The following is a 14,407-nucleotide window of genomic DNA, read 5'->3' on the forward strand; positions in this document are numbered from 1 at the left end:
ATGCAATTTACTCTACATCGCTGAAAACAATCCATCTCTACCCGACGCGTCGGCAGAGATGTCATCAAAGAGAGTGTTGCTTGCCACCAGGCTACTTGCTGGACTTAGAGGCCTTGCCTTATACAACTGACTTGGACTAATTTTTGATTATCTGTTTCAAATATAAAAAATAAAAATCTGCCTATACTATAAGGAAGCACAAAATGCGCTTTACGCAACTTAAGGAATTAAGATGTCGACTAAGTGGATAAAAAGTCATTTGGCTTTGGTGGCTGGACTGTCGTTGCCAATACTACTCATGCTTGTTTTCGTTATTTCAAATATTCCTTTTTTTAAAACAGATCCTCCACGTTATAATCTTCTATTTTCTATCTTGGATTCTTCCGCTTCCCCCTTTCCTGTACAAGTCAACTTTATAGTTAAAAATGATCAATTAATAGCTCAATATTCAAAAGTTCAAAATAATTATTGGGGAATTAAAAAACTCTATTTTTTTGACGCAAAAAAACAAAAAGTCCAAGAAATTCCCATAGATTTTCCCCACTTTAACAACAACACAAATTTCAAAGAAGAGGTGGTGGAATCAACCAAAAAATTTAAACTGGATACCTCACTGGAATCTCCTGACGGTTATGTCCTATACACAAACAACGATAACTTAAACACAGGATTACTCTCAGATCTTTTTCTTGGCAGCCATTATCGAAATAATACGATCTGTCTCAAAAAGAATTCTAGCTGCGTCAAATTATATAATTTAGGTACACGCTACTTTACTTCAAATAATGTCCAATTTATTGGTTGGGTTAAACCATGAATAAAGAAGAGGCATTAGAAAAAATCGTGGAGCTCGCCAAACGTTATCAAATCGAGATTAGAGAAATCGCATTGGCATTGAAACCCGCTCAGACTACAAGCCCCGCAGAGCAAACAAATTGGTTAAATAAACTGTACAGCTATATAGGCGGGATTCTTATTTTTGCAGGTATTTGCGCATTGATTGCCATGAAATGGCAAGACTTTAATCTCTACGAACGTGTTACCTTGACGTTAGGTTTTGGTTTTTGCTCATTCATTTTGGCATTTGTATGTCTAAAATACCCTCATTACCAAAAAGCTTCGCCACCTTTATTTTTGATTGCGCTATTCCTCGAACCCGCAGGACTTATCATTTTGTTGCAGGAATACGATTTAATGCTGCCAATATGGTGGATATTAATCATAGCTATTATCTATTTCACTCATCAACGTTTTGCCATTTTATCGGATAAACCGCTCATTCTTGCAATCACGACTGTTGTATTTGGATGGATTCTTTTCGCCTACACAGTGGATAATAGCCGTATTATTTTAAATTTAGGTTTTGGCTTTTTAATCTTCCTTCTGGGTCTTTATTACCAAGAGAAGCAATATAAAATCACAGCTCCTTTATTTCTTGTTGCAGCAATCCTTGAAGCCAGTGGATTGCTTACCCTCTTATCACAATACACTTCCATATTGATGCCTACCTGGGGGGTACTTGTAGTTAGCTTGATTCTCTTTCTGCAACACGGCATTGCTTTTATAGGCACCAGGCAGACGGTATTAGCTTTTATTTCCTTGATTTTCCTCTATTCTTTTTTCCTGGCAGCATTTGAATTACTTGGTGTACCAGAGCGGTTAAAATGGTTTATTCTCAGCAGCTCCTTATTAGCTGTCAGTTCATTTATAAACCACTCAAAGTATCAAAGTATTGCAGGGTTACTTTTTTTCATATCATCACTGACACTGCTCTTAGTAACATTCGACATCGTTAAAGGTAAACCTTATGAAATACTTTATTTGGGATTATCTTGTGGCTTAATTTATATGGCCATTATAGAAAGCAGCCGAGTCTTACTCATAATTGCAAGCTTGGCGACACTTGGCTTCATTTTATATTTTTCAAGCCAGCATTTCCCACATACTATAGGTTGGCCAATTACTTTGATTTTAATTGGAATACTCTTAATTGGCGTCAGTGGTATTGTCATCAAATTAAATAAAAAATATATGTAGGGGGTATGTTTACCATTCGCTAGCTTGCGAAATGCTGTGATTTTAAAACATCGAAACGAACATATATGAAGCATGTGGGTATTGCAGCGTTTTGTAAAAGAGAGTAACAGCCCCTTAACATAAATTACTGTACAGGATTCAATTCCCCCTCTTTCTCTACTTCATCCAGGTCGTGTTGACCTTCTTTAGTTTGCTCTTTTATCAATATTAAAAAAGGGATAAATGCTAAAGCAAATAATATAGAGAGTTGATATAAACCTACCCAGCCTATAGCCATTTGAATGCTTGCAGCGACAGGTCCAGAAAGAATACGAGGTATTGTCGATAAAGCCACGAGCATGGAAAACTGAGTTCCAGTATATTGTTTATTTACCAATCGCATGAATAAAGCCACCAGGGCGGTAGAACCCATCCCTGCTGCAAAATTGTCAAAAAAAACTGCAATTGCCAATAAGGTAACATTCTTTCCTACTATTGCTAAAACAACAAATAATACATTAGTTAATGCTTGCAGTAAGCCAAAAAAAAGCAAGGAGCGATATAAGGAAAAACGTATCAATAAAAATCCCGCGCACAAACCTCCAAGTAAGATGGATCCAACTCCCAGCATTTTATTGATGTAACCAATTGTCTCTAAAGAAAAACCAAGCCCTTGGATTAAAAAAGGCATGACAATGCCGCTGGTAGTCGTAGTAAATGCTTCACCGAGCTTATAACAAAAAATAAAGAGTAAAAGAGGAATAACCCCCGGACGGAACATTAACTCCTTAACAGGAGCTAAGAAAGATAAAGCCAAATTATTTTTTTCTTTGATTGGCACACTAGGTTCTTGACTCAAGAAAACAGCGAACATGCCAGCAATCATCATGAGGCCCATAAAGCGATAAGTAAAAGCCCAGCCTAATTTCTGCGCCATAACCAATGCCAAACCACCCGACAACAATAAAGCAATCCGATAACCTAGTACTGCTAAAGAGGCGCCTAAAGCATGTTCGCTAGTTGGCAAATATTCTGCTCGATGTGCATCGATTGCTATATCCTGAGTGGCAGAAAAACAAGCTAAAATCAAAGCCAGAAAAGCCATCAATTTAGGATATTGTTCTGGAGTAAACCAAGCCATTAAATTGAATCCAAGAAGCAAAAGACATTGCATGCTTAAAATCCAACTTCGTCTCTTACCCATACTGAATAAGGAATAGCGATCCAGAATAGGTCCCCAGAAAATACGATAAGCGTAGGGTAAACTAATTAAACTTAATGTTCCTGTAGCAAAGACAGACATCCCACTGTATGCAAACCATGCCTGCAAAGTACTACTGATTAATGCCATGGGTAAGCCAGAGGAAAAACCTAAAATGAAAACAATAAATAGGCGTTTGTTCATCTTGCGGATCTCTCTAAGGCAGGATAACTTGTTCTCTAAAGGAAAATCTCACTTTTGTTTTCGAGTGAGAAACGATAAGGAGGGAAACCCCTCCTTATTGATTAGGCAGATTTTTTCACAGAAATCAAATGAATTTTGAAAATCAAAGTTTCATTTGGACCTATAGGACCACCTACGCTACGTGGGCCATAAGCTAAGTCTGAAGGTACATAAATTTCCCAAGTAGAACCGGCAGGCATTAATTGTAATGCTTCAGTCCAACCAGGAATCACTTGTGATACTTGGAATGTAGCTGGCTTACCTGTTTTTTCAGTGCTATCAAATACAGTACCATCAATTAAAGTACCAGTGTATTCAACAGTTACTGTGTCTGATTTACCTGGCTTATTTCCTGTACCTGCTTCAATAACTTTATATTGTAAACCGCTAGGCAGTACCGTTACGCCAGATTTTGATTTGTTAGTTGATAAAAAAGCATCTCCTTTAGATTTGTTTTCTTCTGCCTTTTTATTAAACTCGGCGCTGCGTTTCGCCATCAATTCTTTTTGGAATTTATTCAGAACATCTTTCATTTGTTGTTCTGTCAAAATCAATTGGGCACCAGACATTCCATCTTGCATTCCTTTAGCTAATGCGTCCGGATTAATATCAATACCTTGATTTTTGAAGTTTTTTCCTAAATCAGCACCAATACTATAAGATAATTTATCCTTATCCGTAACAAGCGATGTAGCATCAGCAGCCATTACTGTAGACATTGCCAGCCCCATGACGGCCGCAGTGACCAATTTCATCTTCATAAAGAATCCCCTTGTAGTCTTTCTATTGTGCATATCTTTCCAATTGTGATAGAAAAAGATATTACATTTTAAAATGCAACATAATTCTGCCTAAATTCATGTAAAATTACCAGTCTTTAAGCTCGATTAATTGTAACTATATTATAAAGCTCATTGCATTAAGGATATTCTTAATGCATATCAATTTATAGACTAATTCAGCAAAGGATGCACGTCAAATTATTAAAGTAAATTGTCCGCTATAATTAAAATAGACAAATAATTAAGATTTCTCTACACTTTGCACTAATTGTAACAAGAGATTATCCCACATGAACATCAGTGTATTTGATTTATTTTCCATTGGAATTGGCCCATCAAGCTCGCATACTGTAGGGCCTATGCTTGCCGCTAATGCGTTCTTAAAGTTACTGGAAGACAAACAACTCATGAATCAAGTTCAACGGGTTAAAACCGAACTTTACGGTTCGCTGGCTTTAACCGGAAAAGGTCATGGAACAGATAAAGCCATTTTAAATGGACTTGAAAATAAAACACCAGAAACTGTTGCTCCTGAGTCTATGGTGCCGCGCATGCATGAAATCATTCACTCTCGTACGTTAAACCTGGCAGGTAAGAAAAATATTAACTTTAACGAAGCAACTGATTTTCTTTTTTTACAAAAAGAGCTCTTGCCCAAACATTCTAATGGGATGCGTTTTTCTGCTTTTGATAGCCAGAACAATTTATTAATTGCACAAGTTTATTACTCAATTGGCGGTGGTTTTATTACTACTGAAGAAGATTTTTCCAAAACTACTGAAGATACAAACCCACCCCCATATCCATTTTCAACAGCAGCCCAACTTCTAGAACTGTGTCAAAAAAATAATTTAAGCATAGCGGAATTAATGTTAATTAATGAAAAAACCTGGCGTAGCACAGAAGAAATCCATCAGGGCATTTTGGCAATTGCCAAAGTCATGGATGATTGCATTGCCAATGGATGTAAACACGATGGTATTTTACCCGGCGGGCTTAATTTAAAAAGACGTGCTCCTGATTTACATAAAAAACTCATGAATGAAAAAGGAGTAAAAAGCATTTTTGAGCAATCCGATATTATGAATTGGTTAAATCTTTATGCCATGGCAGTCAATGAAGAAAATGCAGCGGGCGGACGTATCGTTACCGCTCCAACTAATGGTGCAGCAGGCATTATTCCCGCAGTACTAAAATATTGCCAACATGCCCACGATAAAATGAGTGATGAAGATATTTATACCTATTTCCTTACTGCCGCTGCCATAGGCATACTTTACAAAAAAGGAGCTTCCATTTCTGGAGCCGAAGTAGGCTGCCAAGGCGAGGTGGGTGTTGCCTCCTCTATGGCTGCAGCAGGTCTTACAGCGGTTCTTGGAGGAACCGTAGCTCAGGTAGAAAATGCCGCAGAAATTGCCATGGAACATCATTTGGGTATGACCTGTGATCCAGTCTTGGGTTTGGTACAAATACCCTGTATTGAACGCAATGCAATGGGTGCAGTAAAAGCAGTGAATGCAACACGGATGGCGCTTATTGGTGATGGCCAACATCAAATTTCTTTAGATAAAGTAATCAAGACCATGAAACAAACCGGAATGGACATGCAAAGTATTTATAAAGAAACTTCGATGGGGGGATTGGCGGTTAATCTACCTGAGTGTTAAAAAGGGCTATAATCCGCTCTTTTAATACTTTGCTCTATTGCTTCCTCTAGACCAGATAAGAGATGTCTTTGTATTCCTTCACTAATTACGCGAGCATCCTCCAAAGAGCTTATGGAAGAGGATGCCTCTCTTATTTCTCCACCTAACTTTTCCATTTTTTTATTAACTCTCATGTTCTTCTGTTGTTCTGAGCCAGCACGATCCTCAACGAAGAACAAATTTTTACGAATAGAACTCCACGCGGTCTCACCTTTATTATTCACCACTACCCCTCTATGCTCTTCAGAATCTCGAACTTCTTTTTCTAAATCAGATACAGAATGTTTTGTCCGTAAAAGCCTAACGGGTAAAGGAGCAACTACTATATTAAAATTATAGATGTCATTGAGTTCTTCCTCTGTATAATAATTCGCTAAAGACTCTCGGAACTTAGATAGTGTGTCAATTGCTTCCTGATTTTTCCCTTCGTGTTGATGGGAATTCATATAGTCATAAATGGGACAATAATCCGTTTGATTCGATAACATCGAAATATTATCAGTCGTAAAATAAGCACACACGCGACCCTTAACTTGCAAAATATCTGTGGGGATATAGACTTTCAGAGTACACATTTTACTTAAATTGCCGAACTCCATCCTGCTGCTTAATAAATTAGTAAAAACTAACGCTTGACTAAATCCCAAAGGATCACAGATCAAAATATCTAAAGTAGGAAGAATCTCATCGTTAAAATTAAAATTAAATTCTAAAAAGGACCAATGATTTAATTGCTCACTACCATCCCATTTTGAAATACCAATTTGGAATCGTAAACTCTCATTAGAATAGGTAATCATTCGCTCAACAAGCTCGGCTAACCAATCCAGTTCATTAGTGCTCATTGCGAACGCATTGAAGTCCCCATTTCTTTTTTTTTCCTTCCGTTTCATTTCTTTTAAATAAAAGAAAAATGCCATAAGTTCTGGAGAAATATTACCTGGATTCTTACTGAGAGCTAACAGTTCTTTGATTTCAGAGATACTTTTCATGATATGAACAATTTGATAGTTAATTATTTCATTTAAATTAATATAAATAAAATTAACTAAAATAAAAACCATTTTTTGAAAAAATAACCAAAATATATTTTTTATTTTCAATACGATAGATTTTTATTTTTTGTTGGGGATGAATGAATATGGAACATTTAAATCGTCAATAAACAAGAATAAGGGTTACAACGTAATACAGGTTATATTTTTTACAATATCTCAATCAATAGTATGCTGCTCAGCGAAACCATCAACGAAAATCCAAGCATCAGATTGTTCTTTAGCAAAGAATAAATCACTCATTGCATATCCAACTACTGCTGCAAGTTTATCATTAAAATAAATTAAAGGAATTCGCTCTCTTAACCAAGGAGGAACCCCCCACTCCTGGAACAATTTTTTTAAACGCTTAGTCTGTCCATGCAAGGAAAACTCCTCTCCACCTTGTCTAAATCGGACAAATACTTTTGCATCGGCAGGAATGATTACCCCCTGATTGTTTTTTTTTGCCACTAAATTAATGCGTGCATCGGGAATCACTAAAGGTAAAGGAAATAAAGACCACTCAATACAGGAAGGTAAATTATTTGCATTTTTCCTAACTAAATATAAATGCTTTTGGTAACGACGCACAGTGACTTCACCCCAACTCACTGCAGGAGTCGCATCTTCACTAGCAAAGATCACTTCATCAATCAGACGCCAGAAAGTCACCGTGGAGGGCAGTTGGAGTTGATTGTTTTTCAACCAGACCCTGAGAGCATTTGCTATACGATCTCGGCTAAGGGTTTCTAATGGGGTAATCAATAAAGAGTTATTTGTTAATTTTCCAAGGTTTTCTTCCAATATCATATCTTGAGCTGCCAACATATCCAGATTTCTTTTAGCCTGTTGGCAATGAAGCGCTGTTCTAGCGATATTACCCACAACTCCAGGCCATTTTCTTTTCAACAAAGGCATAATGTGTTGACGTAAGTAATTTCGTGAATAGCTGGTATCCTGATTGCTCTCATCTTCTATCCAGTTCAATTGATGAAAGGCAGCGTAATGTTCCAATTGTTCTCGTGAATGAGTTAACAAAGGCCTGGCAATTTTTCCCGGTTCCAATTGACCAAAATCAGACATAGCAGCCAAGCCATCAACTCCGGAGCCACGAAAAAGTTGCAAAAGAACTGTTTCTGCCTGATCGTTTAAATGATGTCCTGAAATTAAGCAATCTTGCTCTGTAAGTAAAGAAGAAAAAACTGCATACCTGGCAATGCGTGCCCTCTCTTCAACATTGGCTGAACAATCAAATTGTACCGTTTGAGTAATTAAAGGAATACCTAAATTCTGGCAAAACTGTTGGCAATGTAATTGCCAACGAGGGGCATTCGCACTGATACCATGGTTTACATGCACTGCGATTAATTTAGCAAGCAAGGTAGGGTGGGAAGCCAGAACATGCAACAGCACTGTTGAGTCAAGTCCACCACTAAAACCTATAATTAATTTATTAAAATGACTTAGGCGAGAAAACCACTCAGTGCTCAATAAAGGTTTAATCACTTGCTCCCATAACCATAAACTTTTGATATCTGTCTTCGACTAACTGTTCTAAAGAGGATTTCATTAAAGCTCTCAATTCGGTAACTAAAACTTCCTTTAAACGTGCTGCCATTTCATCGACATTCCGATGAGCCCCTCCTAAGGGTTCAGGAATCACCATATCAATTAACTTATTTTCCAGAATCTTATCTGCGGTAATCCTCATTGCGCGGGCAGCTTCACTCGCTTTGGAGGCATCTTTCCAAAGAATCGAAGCACAACCTTCAGGAGAAATTACTGAATAAATGCCGAATTCGAGCATTAACACGCGATCACCAACACCAATTGCCAATGCGCCACCGGATCCTGCTTCTCCTGTGATCACACAAATAATTGGCGTTTTAAGACGTGACATCACGAAAAGATTGCGGGCGATTGCTTCAGATTGATTACGCTCTTCAGCACCGATTCCAGGATATGCTCCTGCTGTATCAATGAAAGTAAAAATAGGTAATTTGAATTTTTCAGCCATATTCATTAAACGTAAGGCTTTTCGATATTCTTCCGGACGAGCCATACCAAAATTACGATATACCTTTTCTTTGGTTCGTTTCCCCTTCTGATGACCAAGTACCATAACTGGTTCACCATTCAAGCGCGCCAAACCACCAATAATTGCAGGGGCTGAAGAACAACTTCGGTCACCATGCAGTTCCTGAAAATCAGTAAAAATGCGTTCGATATAATCTGTTGTCTGTGGTCTAAGCGGATGTCTTGCAACTTGTGCAATTTGCCAAGGCTCTAAGTTTGAAAAAACTTGAGAGGTTAGCTCAGAACATTTTGCTTGAAGTCGCGCTATTTCATCACTTAAATTCACTTCGTTATCATTACCTATCATGCGAAGTGCATCAATTTTCTGATTCAACTCTTCGATGGGTTGCTCAAAATCCAAAAATTGTCGGCTCATTGAATACTCTTTGGTGAATTAAATATCATGGTATATGATAACCTTAACCGACAATTGATGCCAGATTCAAACAAGTATATGATCATTACCGAATTCAACCCTTTAAATACAGAAAACTGCATTTTAAATGAAGCTCGAATTGATCTTTGGCAATTTTCTTTAGTGTATGAATTAGAAAATGCATATGAACTATTAAATTCTGAAGAGCAAGCGCGCGCTGAACGATTTTATTTCAGTAGGCACAAACGACGTTTCTCTACTGCCAGAGCCACTATGAGAATCATCTTGGCAAATTATCTCAATATGCCAGCAGGACAACTGGAGTTTGCTTATAATAACCACGGCAAACCAGAAGTCATTAATGCAGCAAAGTTACAATTTAATATAAGTCATACGGGTGACTTAGCACTCCTTGCAGTAGGGAAAAACTTTCCTCTGGGAATAGATATAGAAAAGTATTCCGCTCGACCTTATGAAGGGATTGCAAAAAATTTATTTTCTGACCAAGAATATGAAGAGTTTATTAAAGTCCCTCTTGCTCTAAAACCAGCTGTTTTTTTTCATGTTTGGGCGCAAAAAGAAGCCTTTATCAAAGCCTGTGGTTTAGGCCTTTCTTATCCAACCAAAAATTTTAGTGTTCCCATAACTATGCCAACCAAACAATTGGTAAATGACCCATTACACAATATGACTTGGCAGCTGCGTTCTTTTATGCCAGAAGTAGCTTGCAGCGGCGCTTTATGTTATCACCCGACTGTAAGGGAAATCAGGCATGGATTTATAAATCTGCAGCAAAAAACTCAATTGATTTTTTAGGTTTATATCCATGCACTTCACCCCCGCACAACTTACATTATTAGAATTACTTGGCGATGGCGACTGTCATAGTGGTTCTGAATTAGGGGCAGCTTTAGGTATCACCCGATCAGCGATTTGGAAACAAATCAATCATTTAATTGCATTAGGGATCCCTATAAAACGAATAAGACATCAAGGCTATCAGCTTCCCAATCAATTGATTCTATTAAATAAAAAACAAATTATGGAACATCTTGCTTCCCAAAAACAATCTGGTCCTTTCAATTTACATCTCTTCACTTCTATTGATTCAACAAATCGCTATCTAAAGGATTTACCTCCCACAAATACTGTTGATATTTGTTGTGCCGAAGCTCAAACTCAGGGCAGAGGTCGATTCGGCAGACACTGGCACTCCCCCTTTGGTGAAAATCTTTATTGTTCCAGTCGTTGGAATCTTAACTATGATCTTAGCAAGCTTTCAGGATTAAGTTTGGTCACCAGCTTGGCCATCTTGGCAACTTTAAATGAATTTGACGTTTCATCTAATATCAAAATTAAATGGCCCAATGATATTTTATGGACTCACAAAAAACTATGCGGTAGTTTGATTGAAATATTGGCTGAATCCAATGGCAATGTTCAAATCATCATAGGTATTGGTTTAAACGTTAATACGGATACAGAGAACCATCCTCTTCCAGATAAACCTTGGTGTTCATTATATGAAATAACCAAGCAGCGTTTTGATCGTAATGCTCTTATTGCAAGGCTGATTATCAATTTGGAACACTATTTAATCAAATTTATTCACCATGATCTCAACTCCTTTATGGATGAATGGAACAAATCAGATTATTTGTTTGGAAAAAACATCAAAGTGACTCAGTCTTTAAATACTTTATCTGGGATTGCTTGTGGAATTAATCAGACCGGACAATTAATATTGCAAGATGAATCTGGCACAATGCACTTCCTTTCATCAGGAGATACATCGCTTCATGAAAGACCGTAAAGGGTTACAAGATAAGGTGAGAATAAAGAAAATTTAAAGTTTGTCCCGAGCATTTTTAAGTGCTCGGAACTGGATGACTGCGAGGAAATCGATTTATACTGCTTCTTCAGATTCGTCTGATTGTTTTTCTTGTTGTATGCGCAAATAAATTTCTTCACGATGGACAGATACATCTTTAGGTGCATTAATACCTAGGCGAACTTGATTACCTTTTACACCTAACACGGTAATATTAACATCATCACCAATGATTAAGGTTTCACCGATACGCCGAGTCAAAATTAACATAGAAATCTCCCTAACAAAGCAGCTACCTATTCCTCCACAGAACGCAATCCATGGTATTCTTGATAGCCAAAAATACGATCTAAAAACAAACTAATATTTGTTATACGTGTTTAATTTTACACTCTGATTATTAACAGAGTATTAAGAAAACTAGGAAATGTACCTCTTTTTACCTGTTAGGGCAAAAAAATTGTGAATTATTTTATTTCTAAAATTAACTAGCCCCTTTAAGTGACAGTTGATGAGACTATATTTTAGACATGGGTGAAAGCAGATAACCCTGTTTTTTGTCAAATACTTTAAATGATGTTTCTTCTAATTTACCTACGAAAAATGATCATACAATGAGCTATTCACTAGGTATTAGAAAGTCAAGGAAATGAATTAAATAATTTTTCCTTAATCACCAGTCGCAAATATCCTACATTTAGAGATATACTTACCAAACCTTTTTAAACAGGAAATTTTGCATGTCCTTGAAGGCCATGTACAACGACAACTCTGAAAACTATACTATGGCCAATCGTTTTGGTGCGATTAGTCAAAGTCATCAAATAGCAATTGAACAAATGAAGCACTTTTATTTGGGAATGAAACCACATTATAAAGTTCTTGATTTGGGCGTTGGCGATGGTGCTTTTCTGAAAAAACTGCAACAAATTATGCCAAAAGCAGAATTTACTGGAATTGATGTTTCTTCGGAGATGTTGAAACATGCCCGTGAAACGTTACCGCTGATCACTATAGAAGGCAGCGCTGCAAAAGCGAGTAAGTTCTTGCCACCTCACAGTCAAGATTTAATTCTGGCACACTTTATTAATGCGTATATTCCGATTAAGGTTTTATTTCATGAGGCCAAATTACTGACCCGGGCAAATGGTCATTTTTCAATGATTACCACAACTTATGATTCTTTTCCGGTAGCACAACAACGTTTAGCTGAATTTATTACAGAAGATTCAATTTTAAGTAGTGTGGTTGGCCATTATTACAAATCCATTGTAAAAAATACTACAGTTGCTGCAAATAACAGTGAATTGATGCAGGCGTTCAAACAAAATCAATTCGAAGTCATCGCGCATCAACGTTTGGAAATACCCATCACCTTAAATACTATTGATGAATTGGCGCTTTTTGGTATTGAAGGGACCTGGTTTCTCAATACTTTATCCATTAGAATGTTGCCAAAAATATTTTTGCTCCAAAGAATTAAGCGTCTTTTTAGCAAAATTTTTACTTTCCCCTATCATGATACTCATATAATTGATGTCGTTCTTGCCAGAAAATGATAATCTGATAATTATCCTTAGGTGGCGAGGTAAGAAAAATGATTTCTCAAGAAGTGAAAAATTATTTGCCTGAATTAGCTCTGCGACAAAAACAAGCCAATAACATCATATTTATTACTTTTTGGAGTCAATTTTCAGTATATGCACTCAATACCATATTGGTTTTATTTTTAACTCGTCCTGTGTGGTCTCAGGGGTTGGGTTATAGTCAGGCTAAAGCATACGCTTTTATTGGGGTAGCTCATGCAATGGGTTACTTAATGCCTATGCTCGGTGGCTACATGGCTGATACTGTAGTTGGGATTAGGCGATCTATTCTTCTTGGGAGTATTCTATTAGCCTGTGCTTATTTGCTTATTATGATCAGTGGATACACAGTAAGCTCCCTGGGAGATACGTTTTTCATTGCTGCTTATGCATTTATACCTGCTACCAACTCCCTTCTAATGGGGACTTCTTCAAGCATGGTATCACATATTTATTCAGATGATGCCGTCAAAGCAAAATCAGCTATGACCTACTATTACATAGCAATAAATGTCGGCGCATTATTAGCCACCTTAATTGCTCCACTGCTTTTTGAAAGCCGTTATGGCCCGCTTTCTATCCTTACTTTGACATTTGTAGGTAAATCAATTGCGGCTTTGAATTTTGCGAAACGCTACTCCATTTATGAAAATGTCATTTGGGGCAAAGATCAATCCAAATTTTCTAAATCAGGCATACTTCGTTTAATTGCCTACATAATTATTATTTATGTCCTGACTTTATTTGCTTACTCCCATGTTTACATTGCCAGCACCATCATCGCAGCAGGTTGTGGCATAGGAATTATATGGTTTTTAAGAAAAACGCTAACACTTCAAGGTTTGGTACGCGACAAGCAAATGATTGCTTTATTGCTCATTGTTGAAGCAGTAGTGTTTTTTGTTATCTATAACCAAATGAATAGCACATTAATTTTATTTGCCGAAAATAATTCAGATCATAATTTATTTGGTATAACTGTTTCACCAGCTCATTATCAGATATTAAATCCATTACTCATCTTAGCTATTGGCAGCCAACTGCCTCGTTTTTATAAAGTATTTCCACGCTTCACTATTCCCTATCAATTTGCCGCAGGTACCGCGCTAGCAGGGATTGCTCTTTTGGTGATGGCATTCGCTGCTACAACTACTATTAATGGAATAATTAATGGGAACTACATTGCATTAACCTACATTCTCATTTCTATTGCAGAATTATGGGTCAGTGCTATTGGCTTAAGCATGGTAGGTCTATATTGTGACAAAAATTCAATTGCCTTTGCTATGGGCGTATGGTACCTCGCAAGCTCTCTTGCACATGCCATATCAGGAAGAATTGCTGCTTGGGTTGCGATTCCTAACACGATTACCTCTCCCATAGATAGTCTCCCATATTATGAAAACTATTATTTAGCTTTAGGAGTAAGCGCCATAGCACTAGGTATACTCATGTATTTTCTCGCCTATATTTTGCAGAAAATAATGAGGAACAAAGGAGAAATCTTAGGTTAAATACGTACATTTTTTGTAATCGTCCAGGCGGTATAGACT

General features: G+C 37.2%; 13 protein-coding genes. 7 read left to right on the forward strand and 6 right to left on the reverse strand.

The window, feature by feature from the left end; translation table 11 throughout:
* The first annotated feature begins 232 nt into the window (after positions 1-232).
* A complete protein-coding gene (locus tag FOLKNPGA_RS11965; protein ID WP_182350123.1) occupies positions 233-817 on the forward strand; it encodes a hypothetical protein in 585 nt (194 codons plus the stop codon).
* The gene (locus tag FOLKNPGA_RS11970; RefSeq protein WP_182350124.1) at positions 814-2,037 is read left to right on the forward strand and encodes a hypothetical protein; all 1,224 of its coding nucleotides are present in this window, start codon (positions 814-816) and stop codon (positions 2,035-2,037) included. The genes FOLKNPGA_RS11965 and FOLKNPGA_RS11970 overlap by 4 nt, the downstream gene beginning before the upstream one ends.
* 124 nt (positions 2,038-2,161) lie before the next feature.
* On the opposite strand, the gene FOLKNPGA_RS11975 is transcribed toward FOLKNPGA_RS11970, so the two are convergent.
* Both FOLKNPGA_RS11975 and FOLKNPGA_RS11980 read right to left on the reverse strand, forming a co-directional pair.
* Positions 2,162-3,421, reverse strand: a complete 1,260-nt coding sequence (locus FOLKNPGA_RS11975) for an MFS transporter (RefSeq protein WP_182350125.1) — start codon at positions 3,419-3,421, stop codon at positions 2,162-2,164.
* A gap of 101 nt (positions 3,422-3,522) precedes the next feature.
* Positions 3,523-4,221: an FKBP-type peptidyl-prolyl cis-trans isomerase gene (locus FOLKNPGA_RS11980; protein ID WP_182350126.1), complete on the reverse strand. Its 699-nt coding sequence runs from the start codon at positions 4,219-4,221 to the stop codon at positions 3,523-3,525.
* A gap of 311 nt (positions 4,222-4,532) precedes the next feature.
* On the opposite strand from FOLKNPGA_RS11980, the gene FOLKNPGA_RS11985 reads away from it, so the two are divergent.
* Positions 4,533-5,909, forward strand: a complete 1,377-nt coding sequence (locus FOLKNPGA_RS11985; RefSeq protein ID WP_182350127.1) for an L-serine ammonia-lyase — start codon at positions 4,533-4,535, stop codon at positions 5,907-5,909.
* On the opposite strand, the gene FOLKNPGA_RS11990 is transcribed toward FOLKNPGA_RS11985, so the two are convergent.
* From FOLKNPGA_RS11990 to FOLKNPGA_RS12000, 3 genes are all read right to left on the reverse strand, one after another.
* On the reverse strand, positions 5,906-6,940 hold the full coding sequence (locus FOLKNPGA_RS11990) for a hypothetical protein (RefSeq protein WP_182350128.1): 1,035 nt from the start codon (positions 6,938-6,940) through the stop codon (positions 5,906-5,908). The two genes, FOLKNPGA_RS11985 and FOLKNPGA_RS11990, sit on opposite strands and share 4 nt — an antisense overlap.
* Positions 6,941-7,162: 222 nt before the next feature.
* The gene (tilS, locus tag FOLKNPGA_RS11995) at positions 7,163-8,491 is read right to left on the reverse strand and encodes a tRNA lysidine(34) synthetase TilS (RefSeq protein ID WP_182350129.1); all 1,329 of its coding nucleotides are present in this window, start codon (positions 8,489-8,491) and stop codon (positions 7,163-7,165) included.
* Complete coding sequence (locus FOLKNPGA_RS12000; protein WP_182350130.1) at positions 8,484-9,437, reverse strand: acetyl-CoA carboxylase carboxyltransferase subunit alpha; 954 nt, start codon at positions 9,435-9,437, stop codon at positions 8,484-8,486. The genes tilS and FOLKNPGA_RS12000 overlap by 8 nt, the downstream gene beginning before the upstream one ends.
* Positions 9,438-9,515: 78 nt before the next feature.
* On the opposite strand from FOLKNPGA_RS12000, the gene FOLKNPGA_RS12005 reads away from it, so the two are divergent.
* Together FOLKNPGA_RS12005 and FOLKNPGA_RS12010 are read left to right on the forward strand one after the other, a co-directional pair.
* The gene (locus FOLKNPGA_RS12005) at positions 9,516-10,253 is read left to right on the forward strand and encodes a 4'-phosphopantetheinyl transferase superfamily protein (protein ID WP_182352850.1); all 738 of its coding nucleotides are present in this window, start codon (positions 9,516-9,518) and stop codon (positions 10,251-10,253) included.
* A gap of 10 nt (positions 10,254-10,263) precedes the next feature.
* Positions 10,264-11,250, forward strand: a complete 987-nt coding sequence (locus FOLKNPGA_RS12010; protein ID WP_182350131.1) for a biotin--[acetyl-CoA-carboxylase] ligase — start codon at positions 10,264-10,266, stop codon at positions 11,248-11,250.
* A gap of 93 nt (positions 11,251-11,343) precedes the next feature.
* Here FOLKNPGA_RS12010 and csrA read toward each other — a convergent pair whose 3' ends face one another.
* Positions 11,344-11,538, reverse strand: coding sequence for a carbon storage regulator CsrA (csrA, locus tag FOLKNPGA_RS12015; RefSeq protein ID WP_010654169.1), 195 nt, complete (start codon positions 11,536-11,538; stop codon positions 11,344-11,346).
* A gap of 470 nt (positions 11,539-12,008) precedes the next feature.
* Here csrA and FOLKNPGA_RS12020 point away from each other — a divergent pair, with 470 nt between their 5' ends.
* Both FOLKNPGA_RS12020 and FOLKNPGA_RS12025 read left to right on the forward strand, forming a co-directional pair.
* Complete coding sequence (locus FOLKNPGA_RS12020; protein WP_182350132.1) at positions 12,009-12,827, forward strand: class I SAM-dependent methyltransferase; 819 nt, start codon at positions 12,009-12,011, stop codon at positions 12,825-12,827.
* A 38-nt stretch (positions 12,828-12,865) separates the two neighbouring features.
* On the forward strand, positions 12,866-14,368 hold the full coding sequence (locus tag FOLKNPGA_RS12025; protein ID WP_182350133.1) for a peptide MFS transporter: 1,503 nt from the start codon (positions 12,866-12,868) through the stop codon (positions 14,366-14,368).
* The last annotated feature ends 39 nt before the right edge of the window (positions 14,369-14,407 follow it).

The sequence above is a fragment of the Legionella sp. PC1000 genome (assembly GCF_014109805.1).
In the GTDB taxonomy this organism is placed as follows: Bacteria; Pseudomonadota; Gammaproteobacteria; order Legionellales; family Legionellaceae; genus Legionella; species Legionella resiliens.

Excerpts from the sequence above, each read along its gene's own strand:
- FOLKNPGA_RS11970 (WP_182350124.1), top strand. The coding sequence starts at position 814 with ATGAATAAAGAAGAGGCATTAGAAAAAATCGTGGAGCTCGCCAAACGT.
- FOLKNPGA_RS12005 (WP_182352850.1), top strand. The coding sequence starts at position 9,516 with ATGATCATTACCGAATTCAACCCTTTAAATACAGAAAACTGCATTTTA.
- csrA (WP_010654169.1), bottom strand. The coding sequence starts at position 11,538 with ATGTTAATTTTGACTCGGCGTATCGGTGAAACCTTAATCATTGGTGAT.
- FOLKNPGA_RS12000 (WP_182350130.1), bottom strand. The coding sequence starts at position 9,437 with ATGAGCCGACAATTTTTGGATTTTGAGCAACCCATCGAAGAGTTGAAT.
- FOLKNPGA_RS12010 (WP_182350131.1), top strand. The coding sequence starts at position 10,264 with ATGCACTTCACCCCCGCACAACTTACATTATTAGAATTACTTGGCGAT.
- FOLKNPGA_RS11985 (WP_182350127.1), top strand. The coding sequence starts at position 4,533 with ATGAACATCAGTGTATTTGATTTATTTTCCATTGGAATTGGCCCATCA.
- FOLKNPGA_RS11965 (WP_182350123.1), top strand. The coding sequence starts at position 233 with ATGTCGACTAAGTGGATAAAAAGTCATTTGGCTTTGGTGGCTGGACTG.
- FOLKNPGA_RS11975 (WP_182350125.1), bottom strand. The coding sequence starts at position 3,421 with ATGAACAAACGCCTATTTATTGTTTTCATTTTAGGTTTTTCCTCTGGC.
- FOLKNPGA_RS12025 (WP_182350133.1), top strand. The coding sequence starts at position 12,866 with ATGATTTCTCAAGAAGTGAAAAATTATTTGCCTGAATTAGCTCTGCGA.
- FOLKNPGA_RS12020 (WP_182350132.1), top strand. The coding sequence starts at position 12,009 with ATGTCCTTGAAGGCCATGTACAACGACAACTCTGAAAACTATACTATG.
- FOLKNPGA_RS11980 (WP_182350126.1), bottom strand. The coding sequence starts at position 4,221 with ATGAAGATGAAATTGGTCACTGCGGCCGTCATGGGGCTGGCAATGTCT.
- FOLKNPGA_RS11990 (WP_182350128.1), bottom strand. The coding sequence starts at position 6,940 with ATGAAAAGTATCTCTGAAATCAAAGAACTGTTAGCTCTCAGTAAGAAT.